Origin of the sequence: Streptomyces sp. NPDC048496, from assembly GCF_043200055.1 — a bacterium.
Taxonomy (GTDB): Bacteria; Actinomycetota; Actinomycetes; order Streptomycetales; family Streptomycetaceae; genus Streptomyces.
Genome location: NZ_JBICXB010000083.1, coordinates 1 through 14,227 on the forward strand (window position 1 = coordinate 1; position 14,227 = coordinate 14,227).

Below are 14,227 nucleotides of genomic sequence, written 5' to 3' on the forward strand. Positions count from 1 at the left end.
GGGAGGGCAGTCGTCAGGCGCACGAAGCGCGTCAAGCCCGCTGCCGCAAGGTAAGCGGGAATCTCCCGGCTTCAGCCGGGAGAGCACTTCAAAAGTCGGAGGAACCGCTGCAGCTGGCCCACGCACGATTCCCCTGGATCATGGTCTTCGACGACCATGATGTGGAGAACAACTGGGCCGACGAGACATCGGAGAACGACGACGACCCGGCGTACTTCCTGGCCCGGCGCCGGCAGGCGTTCCAGGCCATGTACGAGCACGGTCCGTTCCGCCGCGGCCAGCTCCCCTCCGGCCCCGACGTGCAGATGTACCGTCGGCTGAACTACGGGCAGCTCGCCGACTTCACGATGCTCGACACCCGTCAGTACCGCGACGACCAGCCCTGCGGCGACGGCTCCTCGGCCACCTGCGCCGAGCGCTTCGATCCCGACCGTACGCTGATGGGAACCAGGCAGCGGGACTGGGTGCTCCAGGGCTTCGGGCGCTCGCGGTCCCGCTGGCAGATCCTGGGCGACCAGGCACCGATGGGACAGACCGACCAGGACGCGGGCCAGGCTGTCAAGGTCTTCCTCGATCCCTGGGACGGCTACGTCGCCGAGCGCAACACTCTCCTGGCCGCAGCCCAGGACCGCGGGGTTCGCAACCTGGTGGTGATCACCGGCGATCGTCACCAGAACTATGCCTGGGATCTCAAGCGTGACTACGCGGATCCAGACTCGCCCACCGTGGCCAGTGAGTTCGTCGGCACCTCCATCACCAGCGGCGCCGACGGTGCGGACATGACCACCAAGGGCAGGACGCTCCTGGCGGCCAACCCGCACATGAAGTTCTTCAACAGTCAGCGCGGCTACGTCCGCTGCAACGTCAACAGGGACCGCTGGCGGAGCGATTTCCGCGTACTCCCGTACGTGACCCGCCCGGGAGCACCGATCAGCACCCGGGCCTCCGTGGTCGTCGAGGACGGCCGTCCCGGAGTGCAGGTCTGACCGCCGGCTGTCCTGCGCGACGCGCACTTCGGCCCCGCCGGCCCTTGAACCACCGCCTCCACGCGGACCAGCATCCGTCGATCATTCCCGTGCGTCAGATGCGCACGCAGTGCAGAAAGAGGTGCGGCTCGGGTACCGCCTCAGGGTGGGACGGGGTGAACACACTGCTCTGCTCCCACTGGACCGCCAGACCTGCCCCGGTCACCACCGAGGTGAACTCATCGGCGCCGAAGCTGGTCACGTGCACCTTCTGGCCCATGAATACGGCGCCGACATCCTCCACGTCCAGCGGCACCGTCGCCACGACCAGGTGCCCTCCGCGCCTCAGCGACCGCCCGAGCCGCTGCAACAGCCGCGACTGTTCGCCCCGCGACATCTGCAGGAGCGAGAAATACGCGCAGACAGCGTCGAAACTCTCGTCCTCCAGCGCCAGTTCACGGACGTCGGCGCACCGGAAGGCCGCCTCGGGTACCTGCCGGGCCGCGAGGTCCACCATCACCGGCGAGACATCGACCCCCAACACGTCATGACCGGCGTCGGCCAGGCTCTGTGCGGTTGGCCGGCCGGTTCCGCTGCCTACGTCCAGGATCCGGCTGTGCGGGGCGAGTCGGGTCAGCAGGCGTTGCAGCGAGGCGCGGTGCGCTGTCGAGCCGGCGAAGGCTCGCTCGTAGTCGGCGCCGAGAGCGTCGAAGACTGTCGCGGCCGTGGGGCGGAGCTCGTCATGCATCGAGGCGTTTCCTCCGAGGGCGGGCGAACGGTTCCCCGGAATCGTTGCACCGCTCACGACAACCTTCAACGCCCCCAGGCCGGCCCGCCCGCACGCACAGCACTCTGCGTAACGTGCTGCGTCACCGATGGTCTCCGCCGAGGGGACCACCGGTGACGCGGCCGTACGGTCAGGCGCCGGAGGCGTCCAGCATGGCGCCGCGCTCTACGACCTTGACGCGCTCACGGCCCTGTTCCGCACCGAGAGCCTGCTCGTGTGCGTCCAGGCGGTGCCAGCCGTCACGCGTGGTGTAGCGGACACCGCGCGCCTGGAGGAAGGCGACGACCGCGTCCGGATCAGGCTGCGTCGGGGCCGGCAGCACGCCCGCGGCCCGGTCCTCCAGCAGACAGGCGACCGTTTCGTTGGCGTCGCCCTTGGTGTGGCCGATCAGGCCGATCGGTCCCCGCTTGATCCACCCGGTGACGTACACCGAGGGCATCGGCTCCGCACCCTCGACCACCCGTCCGGCGACGTGAGGGACCGTGCCGGAGGCGGGGTCGAACGGAAGCTTCGGCAGTTCATCCGAGTAGTACCCGACCGCCCGGTAGACGCTCTGGACATCCCAGTCGGTGAATCGCCCCGTGCCGCGGACGTTGCCGGTGCCGTCCAGCTCCGTCCGCTCCGTCCGCAGGCCGACCACGGTGCCATCGTCCCCGAGCACCTCGACCGGGGACTCGAAGAAGTGCAGGAACAGCTTGTGGGGCCGGTCGCCCACGTCCCGGATCGCCCAGTTCTCCAGGGTGGAGGCGACCATGTTCGCCTGCTTGTTCCCCCGCCGGGTCTCGATCGAGCCCGCGTCGTACTCGATGTCCTCGGGGTTGACGATGACCTGGATGTTGGGGGAGTGGTCCAGCTCCCGCAGCTCCATCGGGGAGAACTTGGCCTGCGCCGGACCGCGCCGCCCGAAGACGTGCACCTCCAGTGCCTTGTTCGCCTTGAGGCCTTCGTACACGTTCGCCGGGATCTCTGTGGGCAGCAGCTCGTCCGCGGTCTTGGCGAGCATGCGCGCCACATCCAGGGCCACATTGCCCACACCGAGAACGGCGACCTTCTCGGCCGTCAGCGGCCAGGTTCGCGGCACTTCGGGGTGCCCGTCGTACCAGGAGACGAAGTCGGCCGCACCGTAGGAGCCGTCGAGGTCGATCCCCGGTATGTCGAGGGGGCGGTCCGCTTCGGCGCCGGTGGAGAAGATGACCGCGTCGTAGAAGGAGCGCAGGTCGTCGAGGCCGATGTCATGGGGGTAGTCGACGTTGCCGAACAGCCGCAGCTGCGGCTTGTCCAGCACCTGGTGCAGCGCGGTGACGATGCCCTTGATCCGGGGGTGGTCAGGGGCCACTCCGTACCGGATCAGGCCGAAGGGGGCGGGCATGCGCTCGAACAGGTCGATCGATACACCCGGGTCCAGTGCGCACTCGGATTTCAGCAGCGCGTCGGCTGCGTAGATACCGGCGGGGCCGGCTCCGACAATGGCGACGCGGACGGGGCGTGTCATGGGGCTGTTGTTCCTTCGTTCCATGGGGCGGTTGAACGCGGGCGGAGAGCAGTGGAAGTAAGGCTTGACTTAGTACTCTCCACCGCACACGCTATGTCCTGCCTCCACCGCCCCTCCGACCGGGGGGCCATCCGTGAGGTGACAGCCCTGCTTGCCCGCCTCCGCGCCGTCCGCTCCGCAGAGCCCGACATGCGGCGCGGCGTTGCCCTCCGCCCGGTCGATCCAGCACGATGAGTGGGAATGGATCATGCCGGAGCAAGGGGGAGCGCATGGCTGACCAGTGGGTGAAGCTCGAACTCGATCTGACGACGTGCCCTGTGCAACGCTTCGAACGGTATGTGGAGGCGTGCCGCGGAGCCGGTAGGTCAGCGGTGCGGGGGTGGACTCAGGGCCGGCCGCTCGGCTACGGCCACCTGTGCCGCGCGCATCAGGTGTGTGCCGACCCGGTAGCCGGGACGAAGCACCTCGGTGCAGGTTGCGCTGGTGGTGCCGGAGCCGGTGGTCGAGGTGAGGGCTTCGTGTATGCGGGGGTCGAACGGTTCGCCTGCCTCGCCAACACTGCGCAGGCCCAGCGCGGCGAGGTGGGACTCCAGAATCCGGGCGACTTGGTGGAAGCCATCGGTGACGTAGCCCTGGGCCCGGGCCCGGTCGATGGCGTCCAGGACGGGCAGCAGCCCCGCCAGGACATTGGCGACGGCCGCTTCCCGGATCGCGAGGCGGTCCCGCCGCACCCGTTTGCGGTAGTTGTCGTACTCCGCCTTGACCCGCTGCAGGTCCGCCGTGCGCTCGGCCAGGTCCGCCTCCAGTTGCCGGATGCGGTTCTCGGGGCCGGACGGACTGTGGGCGGCGTGGCTGTCCGCAACCGGTGGGCCGGTCGTCGCTGCCGGGTGCGTCGACGGTGTGGCCTCCTGACCTTCGGGTCGGCGAGGCCGGAGCGTGACGGGATCGGTGCTCCTGCGATCGTGGACGACCACGAGGGGTGGGAGATCCGGACGCGGGGGCTGGGGCGACTGCTTCATCACGTGTCTCCCTTCGCGGTGTCATCGTCCACGATCTCCGCGTCCACGACGTCCTCCTCGCCGCCCTGTCCGGCGCCGGCAGCAGGACCGGGGGGCTGATCCGTTCGGGCCTGGGAGTAGAGGGCAGTGCCGATCTTCTGAGCAGCGTTGGCTGCTCGTTCCACGGCGGAGCGAAGGGCGGCGGTGTCGTCGCCTTTGAGTTTCTCCTTGACGTCGGCCAGAGCGTTCTCGACGTCCGTCCTGACATCCGCGGGGATCTTGTCGGCATTTTCGGCCAGGAGCTTCTCGGTGGTGTAGAGGAGGTGTTCGGCGCTGTTACGGGTGTCGGCGGCCTCCTTGCGGCGGCGGTCCTCCTCCGCGTGAGCCTCGGCATCGCGCATCATCCGCTCGATGTCGTCCTTGGGCAGCGCGGAACCACCGGTGATGGTCATCTTCTGTTCCCTGCCGGTGCCGAGGTCCTTGGCGGCGACGTGCATGATGCCGTTGGCATCGATGTCGAAGGTGACCTCGATCTGCGGGAGGCCGCGCGGGGCCGGGGGCAGGCCGGTCAGGTCGAACACGCCGAGCTTCTTGTTGTAGGCCGCGATCTCGCGTTCGCCCTGGTAGGCCTGGATCTGGACGGACGGCTGGTTGTCCTCGGCCGTGGTGAAGATCTCCGAGCGTTTGGTCGGGATCGTGGTGTTGCGCTCGATCAGTTTGGTCATGATGCCGCCCTTGGTCTCGATACCCAGGGACAGCGGGGTGACGTCCAGCAGCAGGACGTCCTTGACCTCGCCCTTGAGGACACCGGCTTGCAGTGCTGCGCCGATCGCGACGACCTCGTCCGGGTTCACACCCTTGTGCGGGTCCTTGCCCGTCAGTTCCTCCACGAGGCCCGTGACGGCGGGCATCCGGGTGGAGCCGCCGACCAGAATGACGTGGTCGATGCCGGAGACCTTGATTCCCGCGTCCTTCACGGCCTGGTGGAACGGGTTCTTGCAGCGCTCCAGGAGGTCCGCTGTGAGCTGCTGGAACTGGGCACGCGTGAGCTTCTCGTCGAGGTGCAGCGGGCCTTCCGCGGAGGCGCTGATGTAGGGAAGGTTGATGGTCGTCTCGGTTGCCGCGGACAGTTCGATCTTCGCCTTCTCCGAGGCCTCGCGCAGCCTCTGAACGGCCATTTTGTCCTTGGCCAGGTCGACCCCGTAGCTGTTCTTGAACTGTTTCACCAGGTGGTCGACGATCCTCTGGTCCCAGTCGTCGCCGCCCAGGTGGGTGTCGCCGTTGGTGGACTTCACCTCCACGATGCCCTCGCCGATGTCCAGAAGGGACACGTCGAACGTGCCACCGCCGAGGTCGAAGACGAGGATCGTCTGGTCGTTCTCCTTGTCCAGGCCGTACGCCAGAGCCGCAGCGGTCGGTTCGTTCACGATCCGCAGTACCGTCAGACCGGCGATCTCCCCGGCCTCCTTCGTGGCGGTGCGCTGCGAGTCGTTGAAGTACGCGGGCACGGTGACCACGGCGTCGCTCACGTCCTCACCCAGATAGGCCTCCGCATCGCGCTTGAGCTTCTGCAGGACCCGCGCGGAGATCTCCTGCGCGGTGTAGCGCTTCCCGTCCACGCCGCCGGAGTCCGGGAATCGCCAGGCCGCCTCACCCATGTGCCGCTTCACCGACCGGGCGGTGCGCTCCACGTTGGTCACCGCCTGCCTCTTGGCGACCTCGCCGACCAGCACGTTGCCGCCCTTGGCGAATGCCACAACGGACGGGGTTGTCCGGGCGCCCTCGGCGTTCGGGATCACAACCGGTTCGCCGCCCTCCAGAACGCTGACGACCGAGTTCGTCGTACCGAGGTCGATACCGATCGAGCGTGCCATGATCCCGCTCCTTTTCCATGCTGCCCCTCTGGGCAGGTGCAAGGGCTGCTCCGCGGCACCTGGGCCGCGGCGTCCGGGCCCGGCGAATCACGGTCGGCAACCGCACCGGCCGGTCTCGGCATCGAACGTGTCTTTCACCCTCAGATTCCGGGATACGTCGGCTGCCAACCGCTGTCAACGCGATGGGCATGCCCTCGGTGTCGTAGGTATGCGGCCGCGGACCAAGGTGCCGGGGATTGTGCTCCACCCCGGCCACGAGGCCCCGCAGCCGGACAGGATCGTCAGGACGCCGCGCCCGTGGCTTCACGGCTCGTGCCCGGACCGCAGATGCCGGGTCCGGGCGATGAGCAGGGCTACGTCGTCGTGGTCGTCCTGGTGGCGCAGCGCGCCCAGCAGGAAGTCGCAGGTCTCCTCCAGAGGGCGGCGGGGGTTGCTGAGCAGGTCGGTGAGCGCCTGGAGGCGGACGTCGATGTCCTCGTCGCGGGTCTCGACCAGCCCGTCGGTGTAGAGGACCAGTTCGTCGCTGAGACCCAGGTGGAACTCGACCGTCTCGAAGGGGACGCCGCCGACACCCAGGGGGGCTCCGGTGGGCAGTTCCAGCAATTCCGGCACGCGACCCGGCCGCGTCAGCACAGGAGGCAGATGGCCGGCGGTGGCCATGCGGCAGCGCAGGAGGTGCGGGTCGTAGACGGCGAAGACGCAGGTGGCCATGGTGCCGTCCAGACCCACGGCGATGTCGTCGAGTTGAGTGAGGACAGCATCGGGTTCCAGCCCGAGTGCGGCCAGGGTGCGGGCGGCGATGCGCAGCTGGCCCATGGTCGCGGCCGCGTTGATGCCGCTGCCCATCACATCGCCGACCACCAGCGCGGTCTGCTCACCGCGCAGCGGGATGACGTCGAACCAGTCCCCGCCGGCCTCGTCGGCCGCCGCAGCGGGCTGGTATCGGTAGGCGATCTCCAGCCCGGGCCTGGGGGCGGGCTCGGAGGGCAGCAGGTGGCGTTGCAGGGTGAGCACGGCGCGGCGTTGACGCTGGTACCAGCGGGCGTTGTCGATGGATACCGCCGCGCGGGCGGCGAGTTCGACAGCGAGCACTTGGTCGTCGTGGTCGAAAGGCTGCTGGTTGCGAGCGCGTTTGAGGTCCAGGACGCCGAGGACCTCACCGCGGGCGATCAGCGGCACCGCCAGATAGGAGTGCAGGCCGGCCTCCTTCAGCAGGGTGGCGGCGTGCGCGTCGCGGGCGATACGGGCAAGGTCGCTCTCCCGCACACGGGACACCAGGACGGGGCGGGCGGATCTCGCGCACTGGGTGACCAGCCGGGTGGCGTCGTATCTCGCCAGCTCGCCGACCGGGTCGGCGGCCCGGACTGCCGGCGTGGGGTAGGCGGTCTTCACCGCGAGCGCACGAAACGACGCCGTGTCGCCGGCGTCGTGGGGTTGCGTGCCCCCCAGCACGGAGTCGAGGACGTCGACGGCGACTATGTCGGCGAACTCCGGCACGACTATGTCCGCCAGTTCCCGGGCAGTGACCTCAAGGTCGAAAGAGGTGCCGATCCGCGCGGACGCGTCGGCGATCAGGGCCAGGCGCCGCCGAGTCCGGACGGCGGCGGCAGCCGCCCGCAGCTGCTCGGTGACGTCCACGACCGAGGTGGCCAGGCCGATCACCTGCCCGGACGCGTCCTCCAGCCGGTAGAACGACACACGCCAGGCGTGCTCCGCGCCAGGGTCGGCCGCGGTGCGGCCGGTGGTGAACTGGTTCAGCCGAGGGACGCCGTCCGCAAGCACGCGCCGCATCGCCGATTCGGTGGCGTCGGCGTCCAGGAACGACAGCACCTCGCCGACGCGCCGGCCCAGGTGCTGCTCGGCGGGCAGGCCGTTGATGCGCTCCAGCGCTGGGTTGACCAGCACGTACCGCAGGTCGGAGTCCATGACCGCAAGGCCCATCGGGGATTGCGACACCAATCGCACAGACAAGGCCAGATCCCGCTCCACGCGTTGCAGCGTGGCGTGGTCGAAAGCGATGCCCAACGCGTAGAGACGGCCGTGCTCGTCCTCAAGACGCATGTTGCGGAATTCGGCCAGCCGGGTGCTGCCGTCCTTGTGGCGCACCGGGAATACCCCGGCCCAAGCCCCGCAGCCCGCCATGACCTGCGCGAACAGGGACATCACCCGCTCCCGATGCCGTTCCTCGATGAGCAGGTACATCGCGCTGCGGCCCAGTGCCTCCCTGGCGGTGTAGCCGAACAGTTCCTCGGCCTGCGGGCTCCACAGAGCGATCCGGCCCTCCGCGTTCAGGACCACCGCGGCCACACCCAGCACATCGAGCAGCCCGCCCGGCGCGGCCGAAGGATCAGCCGCCCCCGGGTCAGTGTTGCCCAGCAGGCCGTCGGCGTCAGTCACGGCCGGACCCTCCTTCCCCTCAGAGGCCCACACCGCCCGCGCGAACCGCCTCGCCGCCGTGGCTCCCATGCCATACCTTCCCGTGTGTCCATCGTCCCCCCACCGGCCGACAGCGGCAGATCCGAGCCCGGATTCGGGGCCGTCTCGCGTCCGGGGTGTTGCCGGAGGCGTCGGCGGACCGCGATGGACGGCCTCCTGAGGCCACCGATCCACCGGCAGCGACGGCTGTACGGAACTGCCCCGCTCTGCGATCAGCCGGTCACGATCGTCGCTCCCCTCGCGACACGGGAAGCCGCCCCCCGTGATCACCAACCGCGTCACCGACATCAGCCCGCGGAGGCGAATCCCATGACCATCGGCTGACCCTCACCGATCACCGGGCTCGCCGACCTTACGGCCGGAGAGCCCACTCCTTCAGGCCGTCGAGCGCAACTGGTCCAGTTCTCTGCCGATCGCATCCCGCAACAGATTGTGCTGCGGACCGAGTCTGAACTGCTCGTCGTTCGACCGGTCACGCGGATAGAGTCACATCGGCGCACCCACCAAATCGGCCGGCTCCCACTCGAACCGCGGCCAGACATGCGCATGCAAGAACAGGTCCGTGTTCCCCAGGATCTCCGGATTGACCCGCCGGGGGAGGACAACCGACAGCCGCCAGATATCAGTGAGGGGTGCAACAGCTGCAGCGATGATTGTCTGTCGCCGCCAACAACTCCTGAGCAGCTGTCCTCACCCTATGGACATCGTCCTCAGCCAGCAGCTCCGCCGTTCTCCGCCCACTTCCGACGGCCTCGTGAGCTGCCTTCTCCATCCCCACCTGCGCAGCGTTGCCATGTTCGAGCACTGCCTGTAGCGACTCGACCACACCAGCCCGGCAGGTCACGGTCTGGGTGACCGCGATCTCCCACAAGAACGGCACCACAGCGACGGTCGCGTCGAAGACCGCCGGCTCACCAACCCACGTGCCGGTGGTGGGTCCTCCCGACAATCCGGCCGGAAGAGCGGCCCTCACCGAACGTCGACGGCCCTGACACCATCGGCGTGGTATCAGGGCCGTCCCGCGGGTCCGGCGTGGGGCACCGGATTACTGCAGTTATCTAGCACATTGCTGCAGAGGGGATGTAAGAGACATGCACGCTCGAAGCGACGTGACCTCTTACGAGCGATGGATCCGCCAGGTGCCTGGCCGATGGCCCGGCCGAGCTGCACCGTCGGGTCGGGCCAGTGACTGTTTCGCTCCACGGCCCGGGCCGTGGTGGCGACCGCAGACCTGCGTGACATGCCGACGCTGTCCTGGTCCGCGAGAGGGGTGTGGTGGGTCGCTGTGGTGGCCGGGGTGGTGGGTGGAGGGCGATGGCAGCTGTTCAGGGCGGTGGGGGTGAGGTTCTGGGTGTGCCGGATCCGGTGTTCATGCTGCCGAGAGGGTGATCGGGCGTCATCAAGTCGCCCAGAAGGCCTAATCGTGTGCCAAATAAGCTTACTTTCATATGTGTTGACGGTGCGTCATGTGTTGATCGGTGTGCGGTGCGGGTCGTTCGTACACCCGGTCGGCCCCCTGGTGATACGTCCGATATGACAGCTAAAGGCGCCATAAGTACGTTCATTGCAGGCCGGTTGCCCGGCCGACCCTCAGAGACAAGGGAGAAGTGACATGAAGACGCGTACCGTCGCCGTGACCGCTGCCGCAGTGGGCGCCGCGGTCATCGCCACTACCGGCATCACCTATGCCTCGGCCGCCGGATCCACCCAGGCTGCCCCGTCCGTCCAGCAGGCCGCTCCGCTTAGTGGTGACGGCGGGAACGGCAACGGGAACGGGAACGGAAGCGGGAAGGGGAACGGAAACGGAAACGGGAACGGGAACGGGTTCGGGAACGGGAACGGGAACGGGTTCGGGAACGGGAACGGGAACGGGTTCGGGAACGGGAACGGGTTCGGGAACGGCGGTGGCGGCAAGGGGAACGAGGGAGGCGGCTACGGCGGTAACGAGCGTGGCGGTAACGAGCGTGGCGGTAACGAGCGTGGCGGCAAAGAGCGCCGTGGTCACCGGGAGGAGGGCCGGATCTTCATCAATGAGCGGTCGTACTCCGCTCGTGGGGAGGATGGCTGTATCACGGTGGTGAGCGGTCTGGGTGCCAAGAGCTTCAACGTCCGTAACGACAGCCGCCGGACCGTTGAGTTCTTCCAGGGGGCGACCTGCGACAACGGTTCCCCGGTCGCGACGGTCGGTCCCTGGAGCACCAGCAACAATGTCTTCACCCGTAAGCACATCCGCGGCGGCGTGAAGGTCCGCAACGGTGTCGTGGGCAGCTTCCGGGTGGTCCGGGACCACTACGGCAGGTTCGGCGAGGGCGGCGGGTTCGGCGAGGGCGGCGGGTTCGACGAGGGCGACAGCTACTGACCCAGCCGCTTGCGTCACAGGGAAACCCCGGCCCGTCGGAATCGGGCCGGGGTTTCCGGCATACGAGGGGCATCCCCGGCAGACACCCCGAACCCCGCACGGCCGGACCCACGCACACCACACCCAAGGTGCCGCCCGGCAGCAGCGCATCGTAGTCATCGGGCGCGGCGTCGGACACCAGGCGTTGGACGGTGACGGTTCCGCCGGGTCCATATCAAAGCGGCATGCCTGGACTCCGCCAGTGTTGCTGCGGAGGAATGGTTCGATGACGAGGAAGACGGGTGGGGCGAAGTCGCCTCGGCGCTCAACGCCGAGTTGAGACGGCGGGGGCTGCCGCCGTATGAGTCCGTACCGGTGGAGGCGGACTTTGTTCCCGGTTCGGGGCAGGCCTTCGAGGAGAAGCTGATCCCCTCCATGACCGGGTTCGGTGCTCTGTGCCAAGCGCACCTGTCACGGGAGGAAGCGGAGACCGTCTGCGGCTGGACGGTGCTTGTGCCCCTGTCCCTCGACGAGGAGATCTGGTTGCCCATCAACTCCGGCTACACGGATTCGACCATGGTCGCCGGCGCTCCCCAGGTGCTGGCAATCGCGGAGAAAGTGGCGGCAGCCGTCGACCTGCCGGCCGAGACCCCGGCGATGTGCGACAACCTCGACCTGACTACGTGGTTCATGGACGGAGCAGCGAAGGAACTGGCCGCCGTTCGACCGGAACCGTGGGGCGATGACCTGGACACAGCCTTCTACGTCGCACTGTTCCTGCGCGCTGCCCAGCACTCGATCCGGCGTGACTGCCCCATCGTCTGCACCTGATGTCTGTCCTCGGTCCCGCTCGCCTCCTGACGAATATCACTCACAGCAACGTGATGTCGGAAGTTGAGTCAGGATGATGAAGGGCTACCGGTGCCGCTCCCTGGGACCAGTTTTCGGCCCGGGCTGCTTGAACAGCCTCCCGCCGAGCCGGTGGCCGGCTCACTCCTGCCGGACGAGCGAGGACCTGTCCGTGGCGCCCGGGCGGCGGGTGAGCACGCGCGTGGTGCTGCCGTCGTCCTCGCTGATGTCCCGGATGTGCTCGAAGCCGATCCTGTCCAGCAGGGTCAGCGAGGCGCTGTTCGGTGCGGCTACGGTGGCGTGTACCTCCGTCAGCCCGAGAGCGTCAAAGCCGTAGTCCACGACGGCCTGGGCCAACTCCGTCCCCAGACCCGATCCCCACGCCGCCGGGGCCAGTGCATAGACGATCTCGTGGCCCCCGACCACATCGGTCGGTTTGATTTCGGCATGCCCGATCAGCAGGCCGTCTCTGCGAACGGCCCAGACATCGAACAGGTTCTGGGCGTAGACCTTCGTGAAGATCCGCCCGAACAGGGCCCGGTCCTCCTCCTCGGAAGCGGCACCGTCACCTATCCACTGCGACACCCTCACATCCTGGAACAGGGCTACGAAGTCCTCTTCGTCCTCAGGGGTATAAGGGGCCAGGAGCAGGCGCTCGGTGCGCAGAGTCGGGGTCATGGACGGCGACGCTACCCACCTGGCGCCACGCCCGGCAAACCACTTTCACCAGCGCAAACTCCGCCGGCCCAGCCCCGGCCGCCACAGCACCGGCGATCGCCGTCCGCGCCGAGGAATCGTCTACGTACGGGCCATTACCTGGTCGACCATCCGAGACGAGCCACTGGACCTCGATGTGCGCGACGACCACGACGGTTATCCCGGGTCCTGTTCAGGCGTGAGCGATAGGTGATCCAGACATCACCCGGAAGCTTGACGTAGCAGTACCATCGGGTCGTGAGGCGCGGACATAGCGTCTGCAATCGTGACGCTCCGCTCTGAACGTGCAGTCTCGCCCGCCGATGGCTCGGTCTCGTGGACGGTGGCGGACTCTCAGTTCTGCCTCTATCGCGAAGCCTCTCTTCCTCGCCGGCCTACGCGGCCTTGGCCGCTCGATCAACACCGAACGCACGTACGCATCCCGCGTCGCCCTGTTCCTCTCCTGGTGCGAGGACGAGGGCCTGGACTGGCACTCGGCAGGGATGTTCGACCTTGCGAGGTTCCTGCGCTGCTTGGTCCAGGAACCGTTGCCGACCCGTTCCCGTACGGCGAGTCCACCACGTTTCCGCTCCAGCAAGACAGCGAACGCCGTGATGACTGCGGTCTGCGAGTTCTTCCGTTTCGCGGCCCGCGAGGAGTGGATCGATCCGACCCTGGTCGACCGTCTCTCCGCGCCGAAGTACCTGCGCCGGCTCCCGCACGGGTTCAACCCCGGTGAGGACGGCCAGTTACGCCACGGCAGAGCAAAGATGATGAAGTTTCCGGCGGGAGAGGACCCGGCGGAACTGCTGCGAGCCGAGGACACCAAGGTCCTGATGATGCTGGCGGACCGCGCGCGGGACAAGTTCCTGATCGGGCTTCTGGGCCGGGTCGATGTTCAGCCGCCGGTTCGCCCCCTGAAGACGTTCGTAGCTGTCCAGGAACTCGTCGCCGAGGACCTTCGGTTGGAACAGCAACGTCACGTTGCCGATCTCTGCCTCGTGCGGCGACGTGTTGAGGGGGGAACTGCTTCTTGGCCACGGGCGGAGCCCTTCTCTTCCCGCGTGGACGCCTGGCCCAGAACCAGCGGCGTACGCGTGGTGTAGACGTCGGTGGAAGCCGGCTGCGCCGGCCTTGCCGCAGCTTGCTATCCGGCGTAGGCGCGCCCATTCGCCCCGACCCGGGGGGTGACTTCCTCTTCGCAGGCTCATGGGAAACTCATCACATGATTCTCAGGCCCGTCTCCCGCGGCGCCGCACTGACCGCGATCGTCACTCTTGGCTCGCTCTCTCTGTTTGCCTGTGGCAGCGGCAAGTCCGGAGGCGGCGGTCAGGCGAACTACGTAACGAGCACGGGTGGCATCTCAACGGTTGCCAAGGGCGAGCGGAAGCCTGTCGGCCCGATCAAGGGCGAGACCCTTCAAGGCAAGCACCTCGACGTCGTCGACCTCCAAGGCAAGGTCGTCGTGATCAATGCCTGGGGATCCTGGTGCCCGCCATGCCGGGCCGAAGCCCCATATTTCAACAAGGTCGCCAGGGAAATGAAGACCAAGGGTGTTGAATTCGTTGGCATCAACGCCCGCGACGGCAACAAGAGTCTATCCAAGGCATTTGAAGACGAATTCGGTATGGCTTACCCGAGCTTGTACGATCCGATTGGAAAACTGCTCCTGTCAGGATTCCCCAAGGGCACACTGACCCGGCAGCTGTAGTTCTTGATCGTCATGGTGGTGGTGTCATGTGGTCGCGGCGGCGGTGACGTTGTTCCAGCGCCGGTGGCAGGCTTGTGCGAT

General features: G+C 67.6%; 11 protein-coding genes and 1 pseudogene. 5 read left to right on the forward strand and 7 right to left on the reverse strand.

Annotated elements, in window-relative coordinates:
• Positions 1 to 986: alkaline phosphatase D family protein (locus ACGFSA_RS33430; protein ID WP_393309784.1), on the forward strand; the 986-nt coding region annotated here is incomplete at its 5' end.
• Positions 987 to 1,080: 94 nt separating this feature from the next.
• On the opposite strand, the gene ACGFSA_RS33435 is transcribed toward ACGFSA_RS33430, so the two are convergent.
• The 6 genes and pseudogenes from ACGFSA_RS33435 to ACGFSA_RS33460 all read right to left on the reverse strand — a co-directional run.
• Positions 1,081 to 1,713 (reverse strand): class I SAM-dependent methyltransferase, encoded by a 633-nt coding sequence (locus ACGFSA_RS33435; RefSeq protein ID WP_393309785.1) that lies wholly within the window; start codon positions 1,711 to 1,713, stop codon positions 1,081 to 1,083.
• A 169-nt stretch (positions 1,714 to 1,882) separates the two neighbouring features.
• Complete coding sequence (locus tag ACGFSA_RS33440) at positions 1,883 to 3,244, reverse strand: FAD-dependent oxidoreductase (protein ID WP_393309786.1); 1,362 nt, start codon at positions 3,242 to 3,244, stop codon at positions 1,883 to 1,885.
• A gap of 365 nt (positions 3,245 to 3,609) precedes the next feature.
• Complete coding sequence (gene grpE / locus ACGFSA_RS33445) at positions 3,610 to 4,263, reverse strand: nucleotide exchange factor GrpE (protein WP_393309787.1); 654 nt, start codon at positions 4,261 to 4,263, stop codon at positions 3,610 to 3,612.
• A complete protein-coding gene (gene dnaK / locus ACGFSA_RS33450; protein WP_393309788.1) occupies positions 4,263 to 6,116 on the reverse strand; it encodes a molecular chaperone DnaK in 1,854 nt (617 codons plus the stop codon). Before dnaK ends, grpE begins: the two co-directional genes overlap by 1 nt.
• A 303-nt stretch (positions 6,117 to 6,419) precedes the next feature.
• A complete protein-coding gene (locus ACGFSA_RS33455; RefSeq protein WP_393309794.1) occupies positions 6,420 to 8,492 on the reverse strand; it encodes a SpoIIE family protein phosphatase in 2,073 nt (690 codons plus the stop codon).
• A 435-nt stretch (positions 8,493 to 8,927) separates the two neighbouring features.
• Positions 8,928 to 9,146, reverse strand: a pseudogene (locus tag ACGFSA_RS33460) (diadenosine tetraphosphate hydrolase); the annotation flags it as partial.
• Between the two features lie 1,018 nt (positions 9,147 to 10,164).
• On the opposite strand from ACGFSA_RS33460, the gene ACGFSA_RS33465 reads away from it, so the two are divergent.
• Both ACGFSA_RS33465 and ACGFSA_RS33470 read left to right on the forward strand, forming a co-directional pair.
• Positions 10,165 to 10,911: a hypothetical protein gene (locus tag ACGFSA_RS33465; RefSeq protein WP_393309789.1), complete on the forward strand. Its 747-nt coding sequence runs from the start codon at positions 10,165 to 10,167 to the stop codon at positions 10,909 to 10,911.
• A gap of 354 nt (positions 10,912 to 11,265) precedes the next feature.
• Positions 11,266 to 11,721, forward strand: coding sequence for a hypothetical protein (locus ACGFSA_RS33470; protein ID WP_393309790.1), 456 nt, complete (start codon positions 11,266 to 11,268; stop codon positions 11,719 to 11,721).
• A 159-nt stretch (positions 11,722 to 11,880) separates the two neighbouring features.
• On the opposite strand, the gene ACGFSA_RS33475 is transcribed toward ACGFSA_RS33470, so the two are convergent.
• Complete coding sequence (locus ACGFSA_RS33475; RefSeq protein ID WP_393309791.1) at positions 11,881 to 12,417, reverse strand: GNAT family N-acetyltransferase; 537 nt, start codon at positions 12,415 to 12,417, stop codon at positions 11,881 to 11,883.
• A 341-nt stretch (positions 12,418 to 12,758) separates the two neighbouring features.
• Between ACGFSA_RS33475 and ACGFSA_RS33480 the strand changes: the two genes are divergently transcribed.
• Together ACGFSA_RS33480 and ACGFSA_RS33485 are read left to right on the forward strand one after the other, a co-directional pair.
• Entirely contained in the window at positions 12,759 to 13,541 is a 783-nt protein-coding gene (locus tag ACGFSA_RS33480) for a site-specific integrase (protein WP_393309792.1), read from the forward strand.
• Positions 13,542 to 13,660: 119 nt separating this feature from the next.
• Positions 13,661 to 14,146: a TlpA disulfide reductase family protein gene (locus tag ACGFSA_RS33485; RefSeq protein ID WP_393309793.1), complete on the forward strand. Its 486-nt coding sequence runs from the start codon at positions 13,661 to 13,663 to the stop codon at positions 14,144 to 14,146.
• Positions 14,147 to 14,227 lie beyond the last annotated feature (81 nt).

Coding starts and splice junctions, on each gene's coding strand:
- grpE (WP_393309787.1), bottom strand. CDS start 4,263: ATGAAGCAGTCGCCCCAGCCCCCGCGTCCGGATCTCCCACCCCTCGTG.
- ACGFSA_RS33475 (WP_393309791.1), bottom strand. CDS start 12,417: ATGACCCCGACTCTGCGCACCGAGCGCCTGCTCCTGGCCCCTTATACC.
- ACGFSA_RS33480 (WP_393309792.1), top strand. CDS start 12,759: ATGGCTCGGTCTCGTGGACGGTGGCGGACTCTCAGTTCTGCCTCTATC.
- ACGFSA_RS33435 (WP_393309785.1), bottom strand. CDS start 1,713: ATGCATGACGAGCTCCGCCCCACGGCCGCGACAGTCTTCGACGCTCTC.
- ACGFSA_RS33465 (WP_393309789.1), top strand. CDS start 10,165: ATGAAGACGCGTACCGTCGCCGTGACCGCTGCCGCAGTGGGCGCCGCG.
- dnaK (WP_393309788.1), bottom strand. CDS start 6,116: ATGGCACGCTCGATCGGTATCGACCTCGGTACGACGAACTCGGTCGTC.
- ACGFSA_RS33440 (WP_393309786.1), bottom strand. CDS start 3,244: ATGACACGCCCCGTCCGCGTCGCCATTGTCGGAGCCGGCCCCGCCGGT.
- ACGFSA_RS33485 (WP_393309793.1), top strand. CDS start 13,661: ATGATTCTCAGGCCCGTCTCCCGCGGCGCCGCACTGACCGCGATCGTC.